General features: G+C 54.7%; 18 protein-coding genes. 10 read left to right on the forward strand and 8 right to left on the reverse strand.

The window, feature by feature from the left end; translation table 11 throughout:
* The first annotated feature begins 152 nt into the window (after positions 1-152).
* Complete coding sequence (gene polA, locus CFX1CAM_RS11180) at positions 153-2,942, forward strand: DNA polymerase I (RefSeq protein WP_087863181.1); 2,790 nt, start codon at positions 153-155, stop codon at positions 2,940-2,942.
* Positions 2,943-3,121: 179 nt separating this feature from the next.
* Here the strand turns inward: polA and fusA are convergent, their stop codons facing one another.
* Positions 3,122-5,194 (reverse strand): elongation factor G, encoded by a 2,073-nt coding sequence (gene fusA / locus CFX1CAM_RS11185; protein ID WP_087863182.1) that lies wholly within the window; start codon positions 5,192-5,194, stop codon positions 3,122-3,124.
* A gap of 265 nt (positions 5,195-5,459) precedes the next feature.
* On the opposite strand from fusA, the gene CFX1CAM_RS11190 reads away from it, so the two are divergent.
* The 6 genes from CFX1CAM_RS11190 to CFX1CAM_RS11215 all read left to right on the forward strand — a co-directional run bounded on the left by CFX1CAM_RS11190 (position 5,460) and on the right by CFX1CAM_RS11215 (position 10,643).
* Complete coding sequence (locus CFX1CAM_RS11190; protein WP_087863183.1) at positions 5,460-6,446, forward strand: ROK family protein; 987 nt, start codon at positions 5,460-5,462, stop codon at positions 6,444-6,446.
* 175 nt (positions 6,447-6,621) lie between these two features.
* Positions 6,622-7,125: a superoxide dismutase, Ni gene (sodN, locus tag CFX1CAM_RS11195; RefSeq protein WP_087863184.1), complete on the forward strand. Its 504-nt coding sequence runs from the start codon at positions 6,622-6,624 to the stop codon at positions 7,123-7,125.
* 5 nt (positions 7,126-7,130) lie between these two features.
* Positions 7,131-7,442 carry a S26 family signal peptidase gene (locus CFX1CAM_RS11200; RefSeq protein ID WP_087863185.1) on the forward strand — a complete coding sequence of 104 codons (312 nt, stop codon included), beginning with the start codon at positions 7,131-7,133 and terminating at the stop codon, positions 7,440-7,442.
* Positions 7,443-7,449: 7 nt separating this feature from the next.
* The gene (locus tag CFX1CAM_RS11205; RefSeq protein ID WP_087863186.1) at positions 7,450-8,325 is read left to right on the forward strand and encodes a DMT family transporter; all 876 of its coding nucleotides are present in this window, start codon (positions 7,450-7,452) and stop codon (positions 8,323-8,325) included.
* 159 nt (positions 8,326-8,484) lie between these two features.
* Positions 8,485-9,201, forward strand: coding sequence for a 16S rRNA (guanine(527)-N(7))-methyltransferase RsmG (gene rsmG, locus CFX1CAM_RS11210; RefSeq protein WP_087863187.1), 717 nt, complete (start codon positions 8,485-8,487; stop codon positions 9,199-9,201).
* A gap of 41 nt (positions 9,202-9,242) precedes the next feature.
* Positions 9,243-10,643 (forward strand): HEAT repeat domain-containing protein, encoded by a 1,401-nt coding sequence (locus CFX1CAM_RS11215; protein WP_087863188.1) that lies wholly within the window; start codon positions 9,243-9,245, stop codon positions 10,641-10,643.
* 110 nt (positions 10,644-10,753) lie between these two features.
* Here the strand turns inward: CFX1CAM_RS11215 and CFX1CAM_RS11220 are convergent, their stop codons facing one another.
* The 5 genes from CFX1CAM_RS11220 to CFX1CAM_RS11240 form a co-directional block, all read right to left on the reverse strand.
* Positions 10,754-11,476, reverse strand: coding sequence for a LysM peptidoglycan-binding domain-containing protein (locus CFX1CAM_RS11220; protein ID WP_087863189.1), 723 nt, complete (start codon positions 11,474-11,476; stop codon positions 10,754-10,756).
* Between the two features lie 172 nt (positions 11,477-11,648).
* Positions 11,649-14,558: an excinuclease ABC subunit UvrA gene (gene uvrA, locus CFX1CAM_RS11225; RefSeq protein ID WP_231940990.1), complete on the reverse strand. Its 2,910-nt coding sequence runs from the start codon at positions 14,556-14,558 to the stop codon at positions 11,649-11,651.
* Positions 14,559-14,759: 201 nt separating this feature from the next.
* A complete protein-coding gene (cyaB, locus tag CFX1CAM_RS11230) occupies positions 14,760-15,368 on the reverse strand; it encodes a class IV adenylate cyclase (protein WP_157891878.1) in 609 nt (202 codons plus the stop codon).
* Entirely contained in the window at positions 15,368-15,865 is a 498-nt protein-coding gene (locus CFX1CAM_RS11235; protein ID WP_087863191.1) for a hypothetical protein, read from the reverse strand. Before CFX1CAM_RS11235 ends, cyaB begins: the two co-directional genes overlap by 1 nt.
* The gene (locus CFX1CAM_RS11240; protein WP_157891879.1) at positions 15,849-17,528 is read right to left on the reverse strand and encodes a hypothetical protein; all 1,680 of its coding nucleotides are present in this window, start codon (positions 17,526-17,528) and stop codon (positions 15,849-15,851) included. Before CFX1CAM_RS11240 ends, CFX1CAM_RS11235 begins: the two co-directional genes overlap by 17 nt.
* 171 nt (positions 17,529-17,699) lie before the next feature.
* Between CFX1CAM_RS11240 and murI the strand changes: the two genes are divergently transcribed.
* Positions 17,700-18,542, forward strand: coding sequence for a glutamate racemase (gene murI, locus CFX1CAM_RS11245; protein WP_087863288.1), 843 nt, complete (start codon positions 17,700-17,702; stop codon positions 18,540-18,542).
* 165 nt (positions 18,543-18,707) lie between these two features.
* Here the strand turns inward: murI and CFX1CAM_RS11250 are convergent, their stop codons facing one another.
* Both CFX1CAM_RS11250 and CFX1CAM_RS11255 read right to left on the reverse strand, forming a co-directional pair.
* Positions 18,708-20,978, reverse strand: a complete 2,271-nt coding sequence (locus CFX1CAM_RS11250; protein ID WP_087863193.1) for a S8 family serine peptidase — start codon at positions 20,976-20,978, stop codon at positions 18,708-18,710.
* A 182-nt stretch (positions 20,979-21,160) separates the two neighbouring features.
* Entirely contained in the window at positions 21,161-23,092 is a 1,932-nt protein-coding gene (locus CFX1CAM_RS11255; protein ID WP_087863194.1) for an ABC-F family ATP-binding cassette domain-containing protein, read from the reverse strand.
* A gap of 98 nt (positions 23,093-23,190) precedes the next feature.
* On the opposite strand from CFX1CAM_RS11255, the gene CFX1CAM_RS11260 reads away from it, so the two are divergent.
* Both CFX1CAM_RS11260 and CFX1CAM_RS11265 read left to right on the forward strand, forming a co-directional pair.
* Positions 23,191-24,228, forward strand: coding sequence for a lysylphosphatidylglycerol synthase transmembrane domain-containing protein (locus CFX1CAM_RS11260; protein ID WP_087863195.1), 1,038 nt, complete (start codon positions 23,191-23,193; stop codon positions 24,226-24,228).
* A gap of 13 nt (positions 24,229-24,241) precedes the next feature.
* Positions 24,242-25,561, forward strand: a complete 1,320-nt coding sequence (locus CFX1CAM_RS11265) for an NAD(P)/FAD-dependent oxidoreductase (protein ID WP_087863196.1) — start codon at positions 24,242-24,244, stop codon at positions 25,559-25,561.
* Positions 25,562-25,813: the final 252 nt, after the last annotated feature.

The following is a 25,813-nucleotide window of genomic DNA, read 5'->3' on the forward strand; positions in this document are numbered from 1 at the left end:
ACTCTCTCCCTCCGCGAAGCACGTTTTGCCTTCACACCTGAATGCCCTGTACGGTGTGCCTGTGCATACACGCTATGTGCGGCTTTGTTTTCAGCAAAAATCAGGATAAAATGAAATTGTTCAATGCCGTTTTCTAGCCTGAAGGAGTCAACATGCCCCCAATCCTTTATTTACTCGACGGTCACGGTCTGGCGTATCGGGCGTATTTTGCCCTGACCGCAGGCGGCACCCGCTCCAATGCCTTCCAGACCAACAGCGGTGAGCCCACCGCGGGCGTGTATGGCTTTACCAGCATCCTCATGCGTATCTTTCAACAGGAAAACCCGGATTACCTGGCAGTGGTTTTTGATAAAGGCAAGTCCTTCCGTCACGAAATCTATGAAGGCTATAAAGGCACCCGGGCAAAGATGCCCGATGACCTGCGCGGGCAGGTCGAGCGCATGCGGGAGATTGTGGACGCTTTCAACATCCCCCGCTTGGAGCTGGAGAATTACGAAGCCGATGATGTGCTGGGCAGCGTGGCACACTGGGCTGCCGAAGAGCAGGGGCTAGGCGTTAAGATCATCACTGGCGATAAGGACTTACTGCAACTGGTCACCGACCGGGTGGTGGTTAACCTGGCGGGCACCAAGCTCTCGGAGGCTAAAGATTATTTTCCAGAAGACGTGGTGGAGAAAATGGGCGTGCCACCTGAAAAGGTGGTTGATTTAAAAGCCCTGAGCGGCGACCCCTCCGATAATATCCCTGGCGTGAGGGGCATCGGTGAAAAAACGGCTGTAAAACTGCTGAATGAATACGGGTCGTTGGATGGCATTTACGAGCACCTGGACGAGATCACCGGGCGGGCTAAATCCGCCCTGGAGGCGGGCAGGGAGTCCGCCTACATGAGCCGTGAATTAGCCCGGATCGTTACCGACCTGGACATAAAAGTCAATTTAGATCAGGCACGTATTGACCATTTCAACCCCAAAGCGGTGGAGAACCTGTTCCGCGAGCTGGAATTCCGCAGCCTGGTTGAACAATTGAATACCCTGGTGGGGAAAATGCATCCGCAGGCGACCCGGAGCGGCCAGATGGACTTGTTTGACCAGGCCGCATCAAACCTGCCTGCTTCAGAGCAACCTGGATTGGTGAAAACGACGATTGTTGATACACCCGAAAGGCTGCAAGAACTGGCAAAGGTCCTTTCTGGTGCTGAGCAGATCGCCTTTGATACCGAGACCAACGATACCGACCCGATGCGCGCCAGGTTGGTCGGCATTTCACTGGCAGTTGATCCCGAGCACGGATACTACATCCCACTCGGGCATCAGCAGGGCGAGCAGTTGACCATTGAGGAGGTTTTTAAAGCCCTGGCAGGGGCGATGACGGACAAAAACATCGGCAAAGTCGGTCACAACCTGAAATTTGATTATTTAGTCCTCAAGCGCGCCGGACTGACCGTGGAGCCACTGACCTTTGATACGATGGTCGCTGAATGGCTGATCAACCCGGCTTCGCGCAACCTGGGCTTGAAGAACCTGGCTTGGGTGCGCCTGGGCTACGAAATGACCCGGATTGAAGAACTGATTGGCAAAGGGCGAGGACAAAAGACCATGGACCAGGTGCCGATCGCTGAGGCAGCCGGTTACGCTGCAGCGGACGCGGCCATCTGCCTGCGCTTGATTCCACAACTGCGGGATGAATTGGGCAGCCACAACGCACAAAAACTCTTTGATACCATGGAAATGCCCCTGGTACCGGTGCTGGCTGGAATGGAAGAAGTCGGCTTCAGCCTCGATACCGCTTTCTTTAAAAATTTTTCTCACGAGTTGGAAGGTAAACTGGCAGAGATCGAAGCCCGGATTCAAACTGCGGTGGGATATGCGTTTAATTTAAACTCCACCCAGCAGCTTTCAGAAGCCCTGTTTAATAAGCTCGGGCTTGAACCGCCCGATCGGGCGCGCAAAACAAGTTCTGGCTTGTATTCCACGGCGGCTGATGTTTTAGAGGCGATGACCGGGCAGCATCCCGTGGTGGCCTGGGTATTGGAATACCGCGAACTGGAAAAATTGCGTTCCACCTATGTGGATGCATTGCCCTTGCAGGTCAACCCCGATACCGGGCGCGTGCATACCTCGTTTAACCAGACGGGCACCGTCACCGGGCGGATTGCCTCTTCCAACCCCAACCTGCAAAACATCCCCATTCGGACTGAAATCGGTCGAAGGGTGCGGGAAGGTTTTATTGCCCAACCGGGCTGGTTGTTAATGTCGGTGGATTATTCGCAAATTGAGCTGCGCATCGTGGCTCACATGTCGCAGGATGAAGCCATGCTGGCTGCCTTTAGAGCCGGGCAGGATATCCACTCCACCACGGCGGCAGCCGTCCACGGGATCGACCTGGCGGAAGTCACGCCTGAAATGCGCCGACATGCCAAGGCGATCAACTTCGGCCTGATCTATGGGATGAGCGCCTTCGGGCTGACCAACGCCACCGATCTGACCCTGGCTGAAGCCGAAAATTTTATCGAAGCCTATTTTAAGGAATTCCCGGGGGTCAAAAATTACTTGCAGGGCATCCGTAAGCAGGCTGCGCAGCAGGGCTATGTTGAGACCCTCTTGGGTCGCCGCCGGTACTTCCCCAACCTGAAAAGCGGTGCGCCGCACAACATCCGCCAGCGCGAGGAACGCGAAGCGATCAATGCCCCCATCCAGGGCACGGCAGCAGACATCATCAAACTGGCGATGCTCAGGCTTCCGGTCGAGATCAAAAAAGCCGGCCTGGGAGTGCGCATGCTGCTGCAGGTGCACGACGAGTTGATCTTCGAAGTGCCCGAGGACGAACTGCAGCAAACGGTGAAACTGGTGCAGTCAGTGATGGAAAACGCCTACACCTTATCCATTCCCATCGGTACCGAAGCCAGGGTTGGAAAAAGCTGGGGTGTGATGGAGGAAGTCTGAAGGGGGGAGGCGACAACGACCCGCCAAACCGAACCGGCTGCCGCGGGTCTGTCACAAAGGTAATGAGGCAGCCTGTTTTCTTATCTTCTCACTCAATAGCAGGTTTTCCTCAATTTAATCAACAAAGAGGCTGCCTTTTATGACAGCCTCTCTGATGTACTCCTGTTGCGTGAAGATCATTAATCTTCTTTTTCCTGGTCTTCGCGGCGTTTGGCGTCGATAATGTCCTGGGTCAGGTGCTGAGGCACCATTTCATAATGGTCAAATTCCATGCTGAAGTAACCGCGACCGCCGGACATCGAGCGCAAGGTGGTCGTGTATCGCAGCATCTCTGCCAGGGGCACAAGGGCTTTGACAATCGAGCGACCTTTTTGTGTGTCCATTCCCTGCACGCGCGCCCTGCGGGAGTTCATATCCCCCAGCACGTCGCCCATGTTCGCTTCGGGGACGATCACCTCAACGCGCATGATGGGTTCATATAGAACTGCACCCGCGTCCTTGAAAGCCAGCTTAAAGGCTTCTCGCCCCGCAATTTCAAAGGCGATCGGCTTGGAATCCACCGGGTGCTCTTTCCCATCATACACCGAGACCTTGACATTGTGCACCGGGTAACCGGCGATTACGCCTTCCTTCATCACATTGCGAATACCTTTTTCAATCGAGGGCATGAAGTTGCTTGAGATTGAACCACCAAAGACATCGTTGACAAACTCAAAATCGTCTTCAGGGAGCGGGCTGACCCGCAGGTGCACCTCGCCAAACTGACCGGCTCCGCCGGTTTGCTTTTTATGGCGGTAAACTGCAGCGTTCTCGCGGGTGATGCGCTCTTCGTAGGGTACCTTTGGCTCCTGGATATCAAGCCCAAGCTGGAATTTGCCTTCAGCACGACGAATAGTCACATCGATGTGCTGGTCGCCCATGCCCTGCAGGATGGTCTGGCGGGTGGCGGGTTCATTGTGCCACGAGAGGGTCATATCTTCTTCGCATAGGCGAGACAGGGTGATACTCAACTTAGCCGCGTCCGACTGGGTTTTGGGGAAAACCGCTACCTGGTAGAGCGCATTTGGATAGTTGGCTGTGGGCAAGGTCAGGGTGTTTGCCTTTTTGCACAGTGTGTCACCAGTCGTGGTGGCGCTCAACTTGGCGACCAGACCGATATCACCGCTGTGCAAAACATTGATTGGTTTCCCATCTTTGCCAAAGGGAACTTGCATACCAGCCAGGCGCTCTTCTTCTCCCTTGTTGCTGTTCCACACGCGATCATCGGCAACCATCTTCCCGGAATAAATCCTGAAAAAGGTTTGTTTACCAACAAAAGGATCAGCCGTGGTTTTCCACACATAAGCTGCCAGCGGACCGTCATCCACAGGTTCGAGGGTGACCTCCTCGCCCTTGGCGTTTTTCGCAATGGCAGGCGTTGCGTCTGCCGGGGAAGGCATCAGATTAATCAATGCGTTTAGCAAGGGTGCGATGCCTGTTTTATGAGCGCCTGAACCAACCAGCACGGGGATGAATTTACCCGCCCAGATGACGCTGCGCAAACCTCGCATGATCTCCTGGTCGGTTAGATCACCATTTTCGAAGTATTTTTCCATCAGGTCATCTTCACCTTCGGCAGCAGCCTCAACCAGCGCCAGGTGACCCTCTTCAGCTTTCTCCTGGAATTCTGCCGGGATTGCTACGGCTTCATTCCCATCGCCTTTAAGCGCCTTCATGGAGAGCAGGTCGATCACACCGTTGAAATTCGCTTTTTCACCCCAGGGCAACTGCAGAGGGATCAGGCGCGTTTCAACATGCTCCTGAACCGACTTGAGCACCTTTTCAAAGTTGGCATTGTCCCGTTCCATCTTGTTAATCAGGATCATTCTGGGGATATTGAACTCTTCACTGTACTGCAGCGCCATCTCGGTTCCCACCTCGAGACCAGCCACAGAATCAACCAGGATCAGCGCACCATCAGACACACGCATGGCAGAGATGACCTCTCCGATGAAATCGGTATAGCCCGGGGTGTCGAGTAAATTGAGTTTGACGTTGTTGTACTCTACTGGAACGACTGAGGTAAAGAGCGAAATTCCGCGCCGGATTTCTTCTTCGTCAAAGTCAGAGATTGTTGAACCATCTTCAACCTGGCCCATACGCGTGCTTCCACCGGTGTAATTCACCAGGGCTTCAACCAGCATGGTCTTACCTGCGCTGCTGTGAGCGGCCAGGACGATGTTACGGATTGACTCGGTTTTATATTCTTTCATCTAAGAGGCCTTCCTAATTCCTTAAAATATGATGCAATTTAGATAATGACATGCAATCTTCCATTTTAAGACAATCGTGAACAAAAGTCAAAGAAATCGCCGTTTTTGATGGATTAAGTTAATGGACGAATGTCAATCCCCGGCAATTAATATCGAGTGGCGGTAGTGGATGGTGTACCAGGCTCAATTATCCCGGGTGTATCTGCTTCAGGATATCGTATAATCATTACAACGAGCGAATGATGAGGAGTTGGCAGCTAATAGCATGACATCACGACCACTTGAGATCCTTAATGATCTGAGCCCAACCGCTAAAATCCTGGGAATAAACATTAGCGGGCAGAAAACCAGCGCCGTTTTTGGAGATGTGACCGGGTTGATCTACGAGCGAAATCAAATGGAAGCGATCTCCGGACACGCCTTTCCGGAGGCATTCGATGCCATTTGTGCTCTGGTGGATGCGCTGCTCAAAGTCTGCCGAGCCCAGGGATTAAGCAGCCCCGAGATGATTTCGGTGGCGGTCAGTGGTTCAGTAGATTTCAGTCGGGGTATTGTCATGTCTGCACCCGATTTGCCCAAATGGGATGATGTACCGCTCAAAGGTCGCCTGGGCGTTCGCTACAACCTGCCGGTGATGATCGAACAGCACAGCAATGCCGGTGCATTGGCAGAAATGGTTTTTGGCGCCGGGGTTGGCGTTACAGATCAAATCTTCCTGGACCTGGAACCGGTGGTTTCCGCCGGCATTATCAAGGATGGGAAAATCTATCACGGTGCAAATGATGCTGCTGGAGAGATTGGATCCATGCGCATGGCTCCAGCCGGGCCGGCTGGGCTGGGTTATCCAGGTTCTCTGACCGGGTTTGCCAGCGGATTGGGCATGGCAGAATTAGCCCACATGCGCTATCCCGGGCTGTGGCCTGTACCGCCAAAACCCTATGAATTCGTCAGCGCTGCTAACGCTGGGCAGGAAGAAGCACAGCAGGTGATCGTTGAATCTGCCGAGCACCTGGGAAAAGCCTTGCTGTGGCTGGTTCTTACCCTTGACCCGGAGTTGATCGTCTTCGGTCATCCGGCAGATCTGCTGGGTGAGACTCTGCTGGAACCCTTGCGGGATGCTGTCCTGCGTCATGGTGGTGGAGAAGCCCGCTCGTTGCCTCGCCTGGCCCTTTCAAAATTTGCGGCAAGGCTGGATGACATGGCAGCATTGATGGCTGTGATCAGCGCTTATCGGGACCATGCCCGGGATTGAAACGGTCTGGATTGCTTGGGCAAAGCTTGGATTGCATCAATTTCTGTTGAATTAACCGGTATTCCGCGATAAACCTGCGCGGTTTTCCCATTAATTTGCAGAACCATGTTATAAAAAATATAATGATCTCGACAAGTGCTCGTAAACCATTTTCAATATTAAACTGGAGGTAAACATGTTACACAAAATCGTCCAAAAAATTGACCAGCACAACCCTGTTGAGGTTGTAGACGCCCATTGCGATATACCCTGCGGCATTTATGATCCGCACCTTGCATTGATCGGTGCGTTGACCGTAATTCGCATGATTGACCTGATCAACAACCTGGTAGAAGCCCATGGCGACGCTATCGATGCAGAATATCTCAACAGCATGGCACGCTATGTGGCGGTTAAAGAAGAACACGCAGAATTAACCAAGCACGAGATCCGGGTTATCTGGGGTGATTTCATCAAAGATCAGCACATCGAATCCTACCCACAACTGCCCGGCCTGGTGCACAAAATCCTGGAGCTTGGCTCCAAAGCCCGCCAAACCGTTAACCGTGAGACAGGTGTGGCGCTGCTGGAAGCGGTTAATGAGTTTGCAGAAATTTTCTGGCAAATCAAAGGCAAGGAAACAAAGCGGGTGGCGGCTCCCTTCCCGGTCACCGATGAAATCGTTGTTCCGCTCCTTTAATCCATATGGTCCGTCTGCTAAAGGTGCGCGGTTCGAGCCTGTGGCCTGATTTTCGCGAGGGCGATTATGTCCTGGCGGCTGGCTTTCCTTTCCCTGCCAGAAAGATCAAAACTGGCGATGTGATCGTCTTTCAGCAGCCCGGCTATGGCACGCTGATCAAGCGCGTTCACCGCGTGCTGGGGAATGGTCAGTCCTTTGAAGTGCGCGGCACGCAGATTGCCAGTACGGATAGCCGCAATTTCGGAGCGGTTCCACGAAAACGGGTGCACGGCAAGGTGATTTGGCACATTCGTAATCATTCAGACAGGAAGAACTGAGCGCCTCTTGACGGTCGACCTCTTATTACTTTTAACGGCTGCTATTTGGGGCTTTGCCTTCGTTGCTCAACGCGTTGGCATGTCCCACATGGGGCCGTTTACTTTTAACGGGATCCGCTTCAGCCTGGGCGCGCTTTCCCTGGTGCCGATTCTGATCTGGCAACGTAGGAAGAATCCAGCTACAGCAGGATTCAGCCTGAAGACCTACGCTGTGCCGATTGGATTGACGGGCGCCGTTTTGTTTATCGCTTCATCACTGCAACAGGTCGGGTTAATGGGTTCAACTGCTGGCAAGGGCGGCTTTATTACCGGATTGTATGTGATCCTGGTGCCCTTGCTGGCTTTATTCTGGGGGCAGCGCACACATATCGCCCATTGGACCGGCGCGCTGCTGGCTGTGTTCGGGTTGTATCTGCTGTCATTCGAAGGTGGCTGGACGATCTCACCCTATGACCTGGTTCTCCTCGCGGGAGCTTTTATTTGGGCAGTGCATGTGCACCTGATTGCCAAATATGCCGACCCTGTGGGACCGGTGCGGCTGGCTTGCATGCAGTTTGCTGTTTGCGGGTTCCTGAGCCTGGCTGCCGCATTGTTTTTTGAGCCGATTACCATTAGCGAAATTCGCGACGGCTTATGGACGCTTCTGTATGGGTCATTTTTATCCGTTGGTCTGGCTTATACACTGCAGGTCATCGCGCAGCGAACTGCCAACCCAACCCATGCGGTCATCATCCTCAGCCTGGAGGGCGCTTTTGCCGCCCTGGGCGGTTGGCTGTTCCTCCATGAAGCGATGGCAGCACGCACTCTGCTCGGCGCTGGTTTGATATTAATCGGCACGCTCGTTTCACAGATTTTTGGGATAGAGCGCAAGACAACTCCTTAATGAAGTACCCAGGGGGAAGGGTAGAAACTTGGTATTAACGGCGCGTTGTGGTTAAAATTAGCTTGTTCGATTGGATCATTCCTTGCCCGACGATGATCTTAATTGTCTGGCAAAAATCGCTAAAACACTGCGGTTGCTCAGGATAGGAAACGACTTTGCATGCAAAAGCTTATTGACCAGGTCAGGTCCGTGTTAGGATTTGAGCTTTCAAACGAAAAAATCGCCCTGCTGAAAATCTACGAAAATGAGCTTTTAGAATGGAATCAGAAAGTTAATCTCACTGCGGTTAACGATCCTGAAGGCGTGCGGGTTAAACATTTTCTCGACTCGATGACGGTTCAGAAAGCCTGGGGCAAGCGCGTACCACCTGAACGGCTGATTGACGTGGGCACCGGCGCTGGCTTTCCCGGTCTGGTCCTGAAGGTGCTGTGGCCCAAAACCCGGGTTACGCTGGTTGAATCGGTGGGAAAGAAGGCGGAGTTTTGTCGCCACATTGTCCAGCGCCTCGGATTGGAACAGGTGACGATTTTGTCTGAACGCGCTGAGGTGGTCGGTCAGGACCCGGACCATCGCCAGACCTATGAACTGGCTGTGGCGCGTGCGGTAGCCCGCATGCCCATTCTGATGGAGTACCTGCTACCCCTGGTTCACCGAAACGGCAAGGTGCTGGCAATGAAAGGGGAAACTGCCCCGGTGGAAACTCACAGTGCCAGCCGGGCGATCCACCTGCTGGGGGGAAAGTTGCATAAACTGGTTCATATCGAGTTGCCAGGGGTTGTGGAGGAGCGCTTTATTGTGATCGTGGATAAAGTTGCCCAAACGCCCGATGAATATCCACGCCGTACCGGTATACCCTCTAAACGACCCATTCAGTGAGAAAAGCGGATCAATCCTGAATGGGGTAGACTTAAGGAATAATGGACGACCACATAAAAAGAAATAATGATAAATCAGAAGAAGTTGAACGCTGTTTAGCACTGATCCAGTCCCGGAATCCCCGCGACCGGTCATTTGCTGCCAAGCGCCTGGGGGAATTGAAGTCCAGGCCTGATATCCTGATGAAATTATTACAGGACCCCAATGGATTTGTTCGTTCTGCAGCAGCGGAAGCCCTTGGACGCTCAGTGGAATTGCCAGCGCCGGAGGTGATTTCACATTTATTGACCGCAATTGACGACCCGAATCATTATGTCTGTGCGGCAGCGGTCAATTCCCTGGGGCTACTGGGAGCCGCCCAGGCAATCGACCAGATCGAGGCATGTTTGGACGATGCAGAGCCGATTGTGGTGCAAGCAGCCATCCTGGCGATGGCGCGTATCGACCCCCAGCGGATTGAAAACCGATTGCTGGCGTTCTTACAATCAGATGAGTACCTGGTCCATCTGGCTGCGGTCAGGGTATGCGGGTGGCTACAACTGGATTTTTGCAGCGGTTTAATCTTGCAAGCATTGCAGGATTTGATGCAAACCAATGGCAAGCATGATCTCAAACTTCCCAAGCTTTACATTGAAGCCCTGACCCGGTTAAACGCCAGGGAAGCGATCCCCACCCTGGTTGGAATAGCTGAGCACGAAGTAGGGTTGCGAAGTGCAGCGGTGGAGGCTCTGGTAGATATGAATGCCGATGAGGCTGCAGCGATCCTTTCACCCTTGTTGAATGATCCCAGCTACAGCTTGCGTCGCAACCTGATTGAAATGATGATCAAGGCAGATTACACTGCAGCCTTGCCGCTGATTCGACCGTTGCTTAAAGACAAAGCCATCACTGTACGCGAAACAGCGCTGGCTGCGGTTTCAAAATGGGGTGATAAGGTCTCAATTGATGATGTGCGCGAGATTGCCTTCAGCGACCCCAACCCCTTTGTTCGCCCCCAGGCAGTGATTGCGCTCACCCGCCTTTTAGAGCAAGACGCGCTGGCGGATCTGGTTGACCTTTCGGAAGATCTTAACCTATATGTGAGGCGAGCGGTTGCGCAATGCCTTGCTGAGATTGATTTCCTGACCCCGGAAGGTAAAAAGGCATTGTTAAGTCTGGCTGAGGACCCGGAAACAGCAGATTTTGTAAAGGATGCGCTAAAAGCCCACGACCTGGACACGGTCCAGCCGCTGCCTGAAAAGGTCGTAGAAACGCGTGTCCCTGTGCCGAAGGCGTTAAGTGAAGAGGCTCACAAGTTGCTGGTTTCCCTTGAGTCCTGGCAGAACGCTTTGCCCTCGCTACAAAAGGATTTTGACCTGGGCGAACTGGCTGAGGTGGATCGGGCGCTTTCGACTTTGATTTTATATCTACGCGAAACACTGAACGGGGATTGGGGCGCGTAATCCACACCCCGTGATTACGATCGAAGTGAAGCAAGCGCAGCGGCCTGGCTTTTTTTTAAAACGTCAAAAGCTCAAGCCGCTGCGGTGTTGTTTTTAAATCGGGCCTTGAATCAGGGGGTCGGCGTTTCCGTTGCTGTCGCGGTTGGAATTGGCGTTGGCACAATATTGACCGGGATAATCAGAATGTCGCCGACGAAAATGTCAGTCTCTTCTTCCATTTGTTTGAGATCATGTTCCCGCCGATAGCGATTGGTTTCTTGCATGATACGACTAACTTCGCTATGAAACTGCGTGGCTAAAACAAACAGACTGTCGCCAGGGCGTACACGATACTCAATCAACGTGCCGGGAGGGGTGTCATCCGGGAGGGGCGTGGGTGTGGGCAATTGCTGACCAGGTGCCGGGATCAGGATGGTTTGCCCAGGGTAGATCAAACAACGGCTGTCCAGGTTGTTCAACACCAACAGAACTTCAACGTCCACTTCAAAGTTTTCAGCGATGGTTGTACAGTTATCTAATTCCTGTACCTCGTATTCAATAGGACCCGAAGGAGTATTGGTCAATGTCGGCGTGGGGGTATTGGTGATCGTCGGTGTTAGGGTGAAGGTCGCCGTGGGAGTGACGGGCGTTGGCGTTGGCGTCTCTGTAGACGTTGGCGTGGGTGAGTTCAAAAACGAGGGCTTTAATCCAGACCCACCGCCGATTAGGTAGACCACCAGCAGAACAATACCGACGACCACCAGAAGAATTGCCAGTCCACCAAGGATGTAAGGTCCCATCTTCTGTTTTTTCCGATAAGATGAAATCACGTTTTTCGCATCTTTTTTGCTCATAAGATTTCCTCTTTTTCTATATCAATCCGGAAAATATGCCGGAAAGCCCCGAATCCATCAAAAATTCTAATTCCATTTTATCCGATTATCAAATTTTGGTCGAGTCAACACGTTTTGGAAAGTTTGTTTGTCAAAGCGGCGTGACCAACAACAGCATGTCAAAAGGCATGGTTCATGCAGGCAGGTTTGACCTTCTGCATTCAAGGATGCGCTTCATAAACTGACCGGTGTAGGAATGCTCCATTTCACAGATTTCTTCAGGTTCGCCCACGGCAATGATCTCGCCGCCAGCATCACCACCTTCGGGACCCAGATCGATGATCCAGTCCGACACCTTGATGATATCCAGGTTATGCTCAATGATCACCACGGTATTACCTTCGTCCACCAGGCGCTGCAAAACATCGATTAATCGGTGCACATCGGCCGCGTGCAGGCCCACCGATGGCTCATCCAGAACATACAGGGTGCTGCCGGTGGACCGGCGTGAGAGCTCCTTGGAAAGCTTGACACGTTGTGCCTCTCCTCCTGAGAGCGTGGTACCCGATTGACCCAGCCGGATATAACCCAGCCCCACATCCTGCAAGGTCTCCAATCGACGGATAATCTTGGGGAAGGCTTGGAAAAATTCGATAGCGGCATCGATGGTCATATCCAGTACATCGGCGATGCTCTTTCCTTTGAACAGGATTTGCAGCGTCTCACGGTTGTAACGCGAGCCGTGACACACATCACAGGGCACGTAAATGTCGGGCAAAAATTGCATTTCGATCTTCAACTGTCCCTGACCGGCACAGGCTTCGCAGCGTCCCCCCTTGACATTAAAGCTGAAACGTCCCTTTTTATAGCCGCGCATTTTGCTTTCGGGCAATTCGGCGAACAGATCGCGAATGGCATCGAACAAACCGGTGTAGGTACCGGGGTTAGAGCGCGGTGTGCGACCGATTGGCGATTGGTCGATATTGATGACCTTGTCAACGTGCTCAAGCCCTTCGATAAAATCATATTCACCGGGTGTCGTATGGGCGCCATGGAGTTGACGGACCAGGCTGCGATAGAGGGTGTCGATCAACAACGAAGATTTTCCCGATCCGGAAACGCCGGTCACACAGATAAACTTGCCCAGAGGTAAATCAAGGGTGACATTTTTCAGATTATTCACCCGGGCACCATGCAGACGCAGGTGTGCACCGTTGCCGGTACGGCGCTTGTCAGGAACGGGGACGTACATCCTGCCGGAGAGGTAGGCGCCCGTGATCGATTCGGGATGGTTGATGATCGTATCCGGGGGACCTTCAGCAACAACCTCGCCGCCCATGTCGCCAGCACCAGGACCCAGGTCGACGATCCAGTCTGCCCTGCGGATGGTTTCGTCATCGTGTTCGACCACCAGGACGGTATTGCCCAGATCGCGCATCCCTTCCAGTGTGGTCAGCAGGCGGTCGTTGTCACGCGGGTGCAGACCGATGGAGGGCTCATCCAGCACATATAGAACGCCCATCAGCCGCGAACCCACCTGGGTGGCCAGCCGGATGCGCTGTGCCTCCCCACCCGACAGGGAACCGGCTGAGCGCTGCAGAGTCAGGTAGTCCAGCCCGACGTTAACCAAGAAGCCCAGCCGGCTTTCAATCTCTTTAAGAATGCGGTCGGCAATCAAGCGTTCGCGCGCACTCAGGGGAGAATTGTCACTTGCCAGGTTCCGGATCCATTCCAGGCTGTGTTTTACCGGCCATGCGGTAACTTCCACGATATTAAACCCGTCAATGGTCACTGCCAGTACTTCTGGTCGTAAACGGTTACCCTGGCAGGTTGGGCAGGGTTTGCCACTCATGAATTCGCCAATCCTGCTGCGCACATATTCGGAATTTGTCTCGCGGTAGCGGCGTTCAATATTGTTGATCACACCCTCAAAGGATGCTTTGAAGGTACTCTGGCGACCGTTGCGCCCGGTAAAGGACACGGTCAGCTCTTTACCGCCGGAACCATAGAAAAGGATGTTCAGCTTTTCATCGGGGATGGTGGACACCGGCGCTTCCAGGTCGATGCGATAATGATTTGCAACGGCTTCCAGCATCTGCCAGTAATAACCGCCGTTTTCTTTGGGACCATGCCAGGAATCATCCGCAATGGCTCCATCAATCAACGCCACAGAGCGGTCGGGGATCAGCAGATCAGGGTCGATTTCCTGACGACTGCCAAGTCCCTGGCAGGTTGGGCAGGCGCCATGGGGGGTGTTAAAGGAAAAGGTGCGCGGTTCGATCTCGGTGATTACACTGCCGTGCTCCGGGCAAGCCAGGTGCTCTGAATACTGGATATCCTGTTCCATCCCTTCTGAGAGGATTTGCACAGTGACGTAACCATCGCCGAATTTGAGGGCTGTCTCAACAGAATCGGTCAGGCGCGAGCGGGATGCTTTGGCGTCTTCAGGATCCTCGTGAGCATGCAGGATCACCCGGTCTACCACAGCTTCGATGGTATGTTTTTTATAGCGTTCGAGGTTGATTTCATCATCCAGGGAACGGATTTCGCCATCGACACGGGCGCGTACGAAGCCAGCCTTACGGATCTCATCAAAGACAGCCTGGTAAGTGCCCTTGCGCTCGCGCACCAGGGGCGCCAGAATCTGCAGGCGGCTACCCTCGGGCAAGGCTTCGATCGCCTCGACAATCTCCTGAGCGGATTGTTTCTGCACCACCCGTCCGCAGATCGGGCAGTGGGGAATACCCACGCGAGCATATAAAAGGCGCAGGTAATCGTAGATCTCGGTCACCGTGCCCACCGTAGAGCGGGGATTGTGCGAGGTGGATTTTTGATCGATAGAAACTGCGGGGGAAAGCCCTTCAATGGATTCCACATCGGGTTTGCGCATCTGACCCAAAAACTGGCGAGCATAAGCCGACAGGGATTCGACATAGCGCCGCTGTCCTTCAGCAAAGATCGTGTCAAACGCCAGGGAACTCTTCCCGGAACCGGAGAGTCCGGTGATCACCACCAGCTTATCGCGGGGGATCTCCACGGTGATGTTTTTCAGGTTGTGTTCGCGTGCTCCGACCACACGCAAACTATCACGAGCTGTCATCATCTTATTTTCACTCATTCAATCTATGATAGCACAAATGTTTCAGTAAATACGTCAAACGCGCAATTTAGTATTATACCCCCGTGGGGTTCCGCCTGCATACCGCACGGCTTTCACCCAGGTTTGCTGAGCTGATGCAGATTCACCACAGCATAAAGTTGATCAACACCGGGGATGAATACCCGATTTTTTATATTCAGTCCATCACTCATCCGCAGGGCTCACCCCCATATCCTCCGGCTGAATAGTCAAACCGCGGAAGTTTTCAAAGGTCAGGTCGTTGAAGGTAAAGCCCCTCTTTGAGCGGGCGATCTCAAACAAGCCCAGGTAATTGGTGGTAATGCCCCTCGACCAGTCCAAGCCCAACAGCAGCGCCACGCCTGCGATCAAAGCGTTGGTCGGCCCCTCAATTTCGAGATAATTCCCAAGGGGCAGCTCATCCAGCACGACCTCCACATCCCCCAACCGATAAATGCGCCGGTACTTCTCGTAGGACACCACCACCTGGTAACCCAGCGCTTCAAACAGCCTGCGCGCCACGGCGAAATCATCCACGGTAAATTCAAGTTCAGTGCGGGCAATGACTCCCCCTTCAACGTGAGCATTTCCTTTAAACGTCACCCGGGCACAGTCATCCTGACGCAAGCGCAGGAGGCGTCCGCTTTTATGCAGCTCGTGGAAGGCGGTGTCAAAACGCAGGTTGAGCTCAAATGTGCGCTGACGGACCAGGTCGGCGCCGCCTGCTTGCAGGCGTTCCGCCATCGCCTCCAAATCTTGGATATAGAATTTAACTTCGCGTTCCTGGTCTGACATCATCCACCTCCCGTATTGTCGTGTTTACGGTTAAAAAAACCGCTGCTTTGTGCTGAGCGCAGCCCCCAAAACACCAACCCGACCCAGGCAATGGTTAAGAGCAGCATCAAAGGCCAGTTTCGATGGGCGCCAGGGTCCCGCCAGAGCAAAATGCGCTCCAGCCAGTAGAGCACCGGGTAGAGTGCAGCGGCAGGCTGCAGGGCAAGCGGCGCCCAATGAGAGCGAAAGGTCAGCGCCCACAGAACGGGCAACCCCAACAATCCCCATGCGAGGCCGGCCAGCAGCAAATAGGCATGAATGCCCGGGCCGACCAGGCTCACGATCAGCTCCCGTCTCGCCAGGGCACCGAAAAAGCGCAACCAGCCCAACACAGTCCACAGGGCAAAAACCAACCCGATCAGGATGAGCGGCAAGGAACGCTTTGGTCGCCGGTAACGGTCGGGGGAATGCGGTGTGGGTTGAAGTTCTGGCATGGGTTGATTATAAACCGGGTCCATCCTCAGGGTCCGAGCTTTCGGGATATTCAATATCCGCCAGGTAGCCCAACCGTGCCAGGGCTGCCGCCACCTTTTCTTGTGTGCCCGGGTTGAGGATCACGCTGGTGGGACCGAGGGAATCGCCCAGAAAACGCCCAGCAGGAGACTCGCGCAGCAACTGGAGGATGCGAGGTGCTTCCACCCGCAAAATCACTGCAGGCTGAATGTGTGCCTGACCGCCCTTTTTATACCACTGGCGCAAAGCAGTCACCAGGTTGGGCGGCGTGGATTCCGCATACTTGTGCAGCAGTATTTCCAAGTGGGTGATTTTTAGCCCCTGTTTGGATGCAGTTCCCAGGGAGGCCGGGGTCATCTGGTAGATGTATTCTGTTTCGTTTTCATCGATCCACAGGCAAAACCGAGCTAACTGGTAGCGTGCCAGGCGAAGGGTATGGACACTGGCAGCCAGCCTGCCATCTGAAAAGACGCTCACGGGCTGATCTTCATCAGCCAATTGGGTCACCGGCAGCCCCAAAAGGAGCTGCTCTGCCCAGGCAGAAAATCGAAACGCCGTTGCCGGCTGCCCTTCAGCAGGTGCCGCCAGGTCCATCATTCCAAGCCAGTGTAACGGTCCGGTGATCAGGTAGCGCAGCAGGGCGCCATCCACCCGGTCCCAATGCTGGATGCCGTTCAGAGGCTCGCCGCTGTGGGCATCGCGGATCAACCAGGTGTCAAAATCTCCTGCTGGTCGCTGGAAATCTGGCGCTCGCTTAAAGACCTCCTGAACAAAGGATTCCAGGTGCCACCAGATGCCCTCAGGTAGCTCGCTGAGCAAGGCAAGCAGGCGCTCGCGGGTGCTGACGGGATCATTTTGCCAGGCGCCTTCACAGATCAGGCTGGGCACCAGGCGCAGTTCGTTAAACAGGTGCGAGGTGCGCCAGCCCCGCACCAGCCAGCTCAGAGCCTCCGCCCGGGGCATTTCGAGGAAGGGACGTGCGTCTTCAGCGACAGGTTGTTCTTCTGAGGTGATTAATTTCACAGCTCCCAGCAGGGCGTGAACCACATGCAGCGGAGGGCGCCAGGTCTTCACAGCGGGGGAGCGTTGCGGGTCGCCCAGGCGCAGGGCAGCCAGTAATGTACAGGTGTGATCCAGGATGCGGTCTGTGACCGGTAGGATGTGCGAGGTTTCACCCGGAGAGGCAGCTCTGCCCGGGGGTCCGGACTTTGTCTGCTTAACGGGCGGTATCAGGGTGAGTAAGTCATCGGGAATATAGGCACATTCCTGAAGTTCCCCGCCCCGTCGGAGAAAATCGCGCCCGATCAGGGCGCGGTACCACAGGATTTCAGCCGGGGAGATCGGGTCAAGAAATGGTTTTTCACGGTCACGCCTGCCAGGTCCAACCTCGCGCAGGGGACCAAATTCCTGGTTGAAGCGCGCCCAGGGCAGCCAACCACCTTCTGCGACCAGGGTATTCAACGCTCGGCGGGCATTCCCTGGCAGAGATTCGATGATCTCAATCACCAGGGTCGGGTCCAGCATGGCACGGATCAACGGTGACAGGGCAAGGCGGATGTCACGCACTGTCAGTTCCACGCCCCATAATTCAGCGACGATCTCAAGAAAACCGAGGTCCTGTGTGCCCAGGCGATGTTTTAAATCCGGCATGGTATTTAGAGTATACATCAATTTAATTACTGCGTTGATGGGAAGAAGGTCGGTGAACGGTGAACTCTGAAAGGAGACAGAGGACGGACGAAAACGTTGTGTTCATCACCCCCGCTTTGGAGACCCCGCGCGTTTGATTGGGTTTTTCTCGTTATTCTGCTGTCTTCCCCCCGTGATACAATAAACGCCATGCAAACGAACACACTGTCCAACAAGCCGATCGGCATTTTCGATTCCGGGGTCGGAGGGCTGTCAATCCTGCGCGCTATGCGGAAATTTCTGCCTGCAGAGCACATCCTTTACACGGCTGACCAGGCGCATATCCCTTACGGCCCTCGCCAAAGGGAGGACATCCGGGACTTTGCCTTTGGCATCACGGAGTTTTTGTTGGATCGCGGTGCTAAGCTGATCGTAGTGGCTTGCAACACCGCCTCCGCAGTGGCGCTGCATGATCTGCGTGCGCGTTACCCTGAAATCCCCTTTGTGGGTATGGAACCGGCGGTCAAGCCTGCTGCCGCACAGAGTCAAACCGGGCGAGTGGGCGTGCTGGCTACTCCCACAACCTTTGCCGGTGAGATGTACCATGCCCTGGTGAACCGCTTCGCACAGGGCATTCAGATCTATCAAAATACCTGTCCCGGCCTGGTTGAGCAAATTGAACGGGGCGAGCTGGAGGCTCCTGCCACCCGCGCCATTTTGGAAGCAGCGCTGCAACCCATGCTGGCAGAAAATGTTGATACGATCGTGCTGGGCTGCACGCACTACCCTTTTGTGATTCCCCTGATCCAGGACATCACCGGTCCGGATGTGCACACCATTGATCCCGCACCAGCCATCGCCCGGCAAACTCAGCGTTTGCTAGACGAACATGGCTGGCTCAACACTTCACAAGCGCCAGGCAGGTTGCAATTCTTCACCAGCGGGGAATCCGCCAGCCTGGAGGCGCTGCTATTACCCCTTCTGGGCGAAACCGGGATTGTGACACCCGTGGTGTGGGAAAATTCAACGCTGAAGGCTGTCCATCGGTCTTAATCTTCACGGATAATGGCTGACCCTGTAGACCCATCCTGCCAGATTTTCAGGAGCGAGGGTCGCCACCTCGGTCTGACGGCGAGCTGGGTCAAATTAGCCGCGTACCATCGGTTGAGGAAAGTGGCACCCCTGTCAACATCGTGGATATTGCGCGATATCGGGCAGCTATCGATTAATAAAGAGGGGGAAGATATAGCTGAATACAGGCGGAGGCGGCAGCCGTTCGCCAAAATAGATCACCATTGCAAAGTCCTGATCCAGGTCGCCGCCAAAATTAGGAACACCGTCAGCGCTGATATTCGCCGCTGTGACTGTCAGGGTGTAGGTACCGGCTGGCAGGGAGCCCAGGAAGATGCCCTCGGTGTTGTTTTTGTCATCCGGCGTCCCGCCGGGGATGGAAAGGCCATCATCACCAAAGTTGTTGCCATAGTAGGTCTGCCCATCAATCTCGATAGACAAATCCAGATCATTAACCCATGCCGGGGTCGTGCCGCCCAAACCGTGCCCGGGGGCATCGCACCATGCCAGCATCGCGCGTAAAATATCCGCGGGCTTCTTGAGGGTAATCTCCACCGTCCAGGTCTGCCCGCTTTCCGTAAAGACATACTCCTGGTCAAAATATAGCACCTCGTCCGGGGGGTTGAGGACCGCAGCGAGGTTCAGACGCCCCCAGCCCTGTTTGGAGTCAAAGGGGTGACCCAGCACCCTGCCGTTTGCGTCAAGATGTCCTGCCAGGTCATAGGCTACAGGCAGGAATGCAGCTTTAACCAGTGCAGGGCTGGGATCGGAACCGAACTGCTCCCGATACTTCTCAAAAAACAGTGCTGCAGCACCGCTGACGTGGGGGGCGGACATACTGGTACCACATATCATGCCATATCCGGAGCTTAACACGCTCGAATCCACGTAGCAGCCCGGGGCGACCATCAGGGGCAGGTTGCGTCCATCCAGGGCTGGCCCGTAGGCACTGTTTATCGACAGGTTATTGATCTCCAGGTTCTGGCTTCCGGTTGAGTACTGCATCTGCGTAGACCCCACGCTGAAGACGTTCTTGGCTTCATCCGGTGTTCCTTGTGAAGAGGTGCCGCCGTTTCCATTCATGATCGAAAGCACGTAGGTCAGGGGCTGGTTGCCCGGCTGTTCTGGGTCAGCATCGCGCACACCGACATCGACCAGGCGTGTGTCCGCATCGTAGCCCACAGGCCTGCTTCCAGGTCCCCAACTATTATTGGAGATCACCGCGTCATTACGATAGGACTGTGTCATCAGGGTTAACATGCCGCCCGGAGCGTAGTAAGTGGGCGCATACAATTGTTCCACCAGCATAGCACCAGGCGCCATCCCCAAGCCGCGCAGAAAACCGTTGCTGTCCATCACCGCAGAGGAACCATCCCCGGCCATAATACCGGCAGTGTGGGTGCCGTGATGACTGGCAGCATCATCCCCACAGGTAAAGCCACTGCAGGGCAGCACACGGCTGACCAGGTCCGGATGCTCCTGGTCAACGCCGCTGTCCACGTTGGCCATCACCACGCCCGCACCGGAAAGCCCCACCCGCCCTAACCATGACAGGTAGCCAGGATAAGCACGGTTATTGCTGAAGACATTGCCGGCATTGACCTGGTTGCTCATCTCGCCGCGGTCGCCGCCATCGGTAGACACGGGTTGCAGGGTGTACACACCCGGCAGCGCTGCAACTGCGGGCAGTTGGGTCCCGGGCAGGATTACGGTGACCAGGTCAAAAACCGGGTCCAGGCCCGATTGTGCCTCTATCTGCGTCCCGCCCAGGGCTGCGATTGCCTGCAAAGTCTCTTCCAGCCCGGCTGCGGGGTGGATCAGAATACGCACCCGCACGTGTTCATCCGTTTGGGTGCGGTACATGGGCAACAATGCATACGCTGGCAAGTAGTCACCTGTCCAGCGGAGGAAGTCTTGTTGGGTTTGCGCATCCAGCGCATCCGCCGTCCCCCACACCACATAGGTAAAGGGGTGAATGTACTGTACGATCTCCAGCCCAGACGCCTCAAGCTCCAACAGCCAACGACTCTTGGTCGGTCCATAGAATTGCATCAGGTGCAGACGGGGTTTACCTGGGTCGGCAAGGACGCTCAACTCCGGGCTAACGCGCGGCGGTGAGAGCAGGGGGTCAAAGGTCTCCCCGCCCAGGGTGAGCGCGTAGGGATTGGGGTAAACCTGAAACGCGTCAGCGTCGGACTCGAGCGCAACCAGTTCAGCGGGGGAGACCAGCGCCCAGGTGAAGGCGCCGTAATCGATCACCAGCTCGTCCGCAATTCCAGAGCGCGCCCAGAGTTCCTGTCCAGCAACTGGAACCCGCACTGCCACCAGGGACGCCTGGGCTTCAGCGCTCGGGACCAGGGGAGCCAGTAAGAGAATTAACAAAGCTGAAAGAAAGCTCAGGATGAACCTGCGAGTCATGAAATCTCCAAGCTTATTCGGTCATCACTGCTTAATCATACATGGATAAGAAAAATGTGACAACAGGGGCAGGTAACGAGTAGAGCTTAGAACGGAATGCAACTCCAGTACACGGGGTCGCCACCCACCTTTCACTGCGCTGAGATTGCGCTTCCAAACACGTTTCCGTGTATCTAAAATATTCAATAATTTAACTTTTCTTCAAGCTCAGCCCACTCTCCCAGCAGCGCGTCCACTTGCTGTTGAACATTCACGTAATGTTCGCCCAAAAGGTGGACTTCGGTCGGGTCAGCGGGTGGTGTTTCCAGGGACTTAGCCAGTCGGGATTGCTCGTGCTCCAGGGCATGAAGCTGTGCCTCAATTTCTGCAATCCGGGCATGGATCTGCTTGCGGGCAAATTTTGACAGCGGCTTGACCCGAGCCTGACCCTCTACCGCCGTTGTGGATGCAGAGCTGGCTTTGGGCACTCCGTCCTGGCTTGGAAGCGTTCCTGCTTCCTGCAGTTTGAGCTTATGCGCCTTAAATTGCGTATAAGAACCCTGAAACACCTGCAGGGTTTGCCCCTGGGGTTCAACCTCCCAGATCTGCGAAGCCAGCGAGTCAATCAGGTAGCGGTCATGGGAAACCAGCATGATCGTTCCAGAAAAGTCTGACAGCACCGATTCAAGTACCTCCTGGGTGGGCAAATCCAGGTGGTTGGTGGGCTCATCCAGCAGCAGCAGATTCGCATCCGAAAGTGAAAGCTTGGCCAGTGCCAGCCGACCGCGTTCCCCGCCGGAAAGGGTCTCAACTTTGCGAAAGACGTCGTCGCCGGTAAACAGGAAGCGAGCCAGGTAATTGCGCACCTCGGCTGGAAGAAGATTCGGCGTCAGCGCTTCGATTTCCTGCATGAGGGTTCTGTTGGGGTCCAATTCTTCGTGCGCCTGGGCAAAATAACCAATCACCAGGCTGGCGCCGAGCTGAACCTTGCCAGAGTAGGGCGGAGTCTTTTCCAGGATGGTTTTAAGGAAGGTCGTTTTCCCTGCCCCGTTGGGTCCAATGATCGCAGCGCATTCCTGACGCTGTAAAATCAGGTCCGGGCAATCAAACAGGGGCTGACCCTCATCATGATAACCGATCTGCAAGTTGTGCGTGCGCAGCACCAGATTCCCCGAACGCCCCTGAGTTTTTAAGTTGATATGCATGCGGCGCGGTTCTTTAGGCGGCGGGGCTAAACGGGCATCCTCCAGCAAACGCTCCAGGCGGCGTCGACGACCCTTTGCCTGGCTGGTATTTTGCCCGGCGATATTCCGCCGGATGAATTCTTGCTCTTTTTCAATGAAAGCGGTCTGCGCTTCGTATTCCGCCAGGCGACGGGTATAACGCTCTTCGCGCTGTGCCAGGTATGCCGAGTAGTTGCCGCGGTAAATCTCCAAACTGGGCGTCATTTCCCAGATTGTGTTGGCTACCTGGTCCAGGAAATAGCGGTCATGAGATACCACCACCAGGGCGCCTTCCCAATCCTTAAGGAAAGATTCCAGCCACTCCACAGACTGGATGTCGAGGTGATTGGTCGGTTCGTCCAGGATCATCACATCTGGGTTCTCTAACAGGATCGTAGCCAGCAGCGCCCGCGTCCGCTGCCCGCCCGAAAGCTGGCCAAGCGGGCGGTGATAATCTCTTTCATCAAAACCCAGCCCGGAAAGGATCTGCTTGATGTGCACCTCGTAGGTATAGCCGCCGCGCTGCTCAAAAGCCTGTTCCAGGTTTCCGTAGCGGGTCAGAGCGTCTTCAGCCAGCTCGGGGTCAGCCATGGCTGCCACACAGGTTTCTAATTCATCTTGCAGGGTGAGAAGATCCTCAAACACCGCCAGGCAGTGCGTCCAGAGGGTGCCCTCTTTACTCAGGGTGGCGACCTGCGGCAGGTACCCGATTACCAGGTCTCTGGCATGCTGAACTGAGCCAGCGCTGGGAAAGTCCTCCCCGACCAGGATGCGCAGAAGAGTGGTCTTGCCCACGCCGTTGGCTCCTACGATGGCGATCCGTGCCCCGTGTGGGATGGAAAGCGAAATCCCTTCAAAAATATCATCGGGACCGAAGGATTTTGCCAGGTCAGAAGCGATGATCAGTGACATAGCCAAAGTATACCATTTTGAGCTCCCGGTAAACCAGCCGGGTAGCAGAGGATACGGGTCATCCTTCTGGCTCAGCTTTGCATGGTAAAATTTTATTTATGAAACGCAACTATCAGCGCGGCCTGGTGTGGCTTGGATTGGTCATCTCAGCCGTGTTTTTATACCTGGCATTTAGAAAGATCAATTACAGCGATCTGTGGCACACCCTGAAGCAAACTCGAATGCTGTGGCTGGCGCCGGGACTGGCAATTTATTTTGGGGGAATGCTGGTGCGTGCCTGGCGCTGGCAGGTCCTGCTTAAACCCCTTAAAAAGGTATCGATTGGAAATGTGTTCCAGATCCTGATGATCGGTTTCATGGGCAATAACGTCTTCCCACTGAGGATGGGCGAAGTTCTGCGTGCGGTGGTCCTCAAACGGCGTGCTGATGTGGCAATTTCGGGCAGCCTGGCGACCATTGTGGTTGAAAAAATCTTTGATGCGGTGGTTGTGATCGGGTTTGTACTGCTCAACCTGGGTCAGTTGGCACGGCTGCCTGGCGGGATGGCGCTGACGCAAATCAGCGGACTGGCAGCCTGGTCTGCGGTGATTTTCCTGGTGGGATTGGCGCTCTTTGTGGCGATTGCCATGTTCCCCCAGCCTGCCCAGCGCCTGTTGCACGGGATCATCGCCAAAATCATCCCGGAACGCTGGCGCAACCCGCTATACAACATCATCGACAAATTCCTTGATGGATTGATGAGTCTTCGCTCGCCCGCGAACGCCCTGATGATCCTGCTGACCTCCATCCTGGTATGGTTGCTGGAAACCGGGCTGTATTGGGGGGTGAGCCGCGCCCTTAACCTGCACCTCACCTTCAACCAATTGCTGCTGCTGAACGGCGTGGTCAACATGGTTTTATTGATCCCGGCAGCGCCGGGCGGCCTGGGCACCTTTGACGCAGCCGGTCGAACCGTACTGGAGGCATACGGCATCCCTGCTGAGCCCGCTCTGGGTTACACGCTGGTTCTGCGGATTGCTATCTGGCTGCCCATTACTCTGCTGGGAACCCTCTATTTTGTCCGCGAGGGGTTAACGTGGACTCTTGATATCAGCAAAATGCAAGCCCAGGCCGAAACCCTGGATTCCAGTGATTAGAAAGGTTGAAAAGATGCATGTACGGCAGGACAATATAGCGGTCATCGGCGGGGGGATTGGCGGGCTGTCTGCCGCTTACGACCTGGTCAGGGCTGGTAAGCGGGTGACACTGTTTGAAGCCGCCGATGCTGTCGGCGGGCTGGCAGCAGGCTTTAAAGAACCGCACTGGGATTGGAGCGTGGAGCGATATTATCACCACTGGTTCCAATCTGACCAACACATGCTGGGCTTGATCGATGAACTGGGCTGGATGGACCAGGTGCTGTTTCCACGACCGGTGACGGTGATGTATCACCAGGGGAAGTTCTATCCCTTCGATTCGATCCTCGCCGCTCTACGCTATCCCGGCCTCGGTTGGGGGATCAACAAAGTGCGCTTCGGGCTGGTCGGTCTGTACCTGCGGCTGACCAACAACTGGCAGGCGCTTGAGAAGACGACCGTCGATGCCTGGATGCGAAAATGGGCTGGTGATAAAGTCTATACGACCATGTGGGAACCCATGATGATCGGCAAGTTCGGGGAAGAATATGCCAGCGTGGTCAACATGGCCTGGTTTTGGGCGCGCCTGCACGCTCGTACCACCCGCCTGGGCACCTTCACGGGCGGATTTCAAGTCTTTTGTGATCGCCTGGCGGATCACCTGCGCGCTTTAGGTGTGGGGATTCACTTAAATACACCCGTGAGCGCCATCAATCCTCGTGGTGAGGGCCAGCTGTCTGTTTCGCTGGAAGATGGCAGCAACTCTACCTTCGACCAGGTTCTGTTCACAACTTCGCCAGGGTTGCTGGCGCGGCTGGCGCCGGATCTCCCCCGGGATTACCTGGCAGGTCTCCTGTCACTTAAAAGCATGGGTGCGGTGGTGATGACGCTCTCCCTTAAGCATCAACTTTCGAAAGAAGGCTATTACTGGTTCAACCTTCCAAAAAGCTCCGGTTTCCCTTTCCTCTCATTGGTGGAACATACCAACTACCTTTCGCCGGCGTATTTCGGCGGCGATCACATCGTCTATGTCGGCGACTACCTTCCGGTCGACCATGAATACTTTCAGCTTTCGCAAACCGAACTGGAAGCCAGGTTCATCCCCCAGTTAGCCCACTTCAACCCGGATTTTTCACCGGATTGGGTCAAGCGCACCTGGCTCTCGCGCACCCGGTATGCCCAGCCAGTGCCCCTGGTGAATCACTCGAAGAATATTCCTGCGATCCGCACTCCCATACAGGGCTTATATTTTGCCAGCATGAGCCAGGTTTATCCCTGGGACCGGGGCACAAACTTCGCGGTCGAGATCGGTCGGCGCGCGGCAAGGATGATGATTGCGGATAAAAGCCCTTGATTCCATTTTCCGCGTTTCGATTTCGAACAAATGAGCATTTGTTACAAGCATCATTTTTTATGCTCCCTTGATTTATGGGCATACAGCCTGTTTTCTGCCTCATAACCCCCACAAGTGGGGGGCGATCTCTTGGGGCTCCCTACAAAAGGGGTCCATTGCTACGCGAAGTGATGCATTTAATACTGACCACATAAATCAGACTTTTTAAGGTTTCAGTGTCTTAAAGATTCTGATATTTTTAGCAAGATTAGT

Origin of the sequence: Brevefilum fermentans (assembly GCF_900184705.1) — a bacterium.
Taxonomy (GTDB): Bacteria; Chloroflexota; Anaerolineae; order Anaerolineales; family Anaerolineaceae; genus Brevifilum; species Brevifilum fermentans.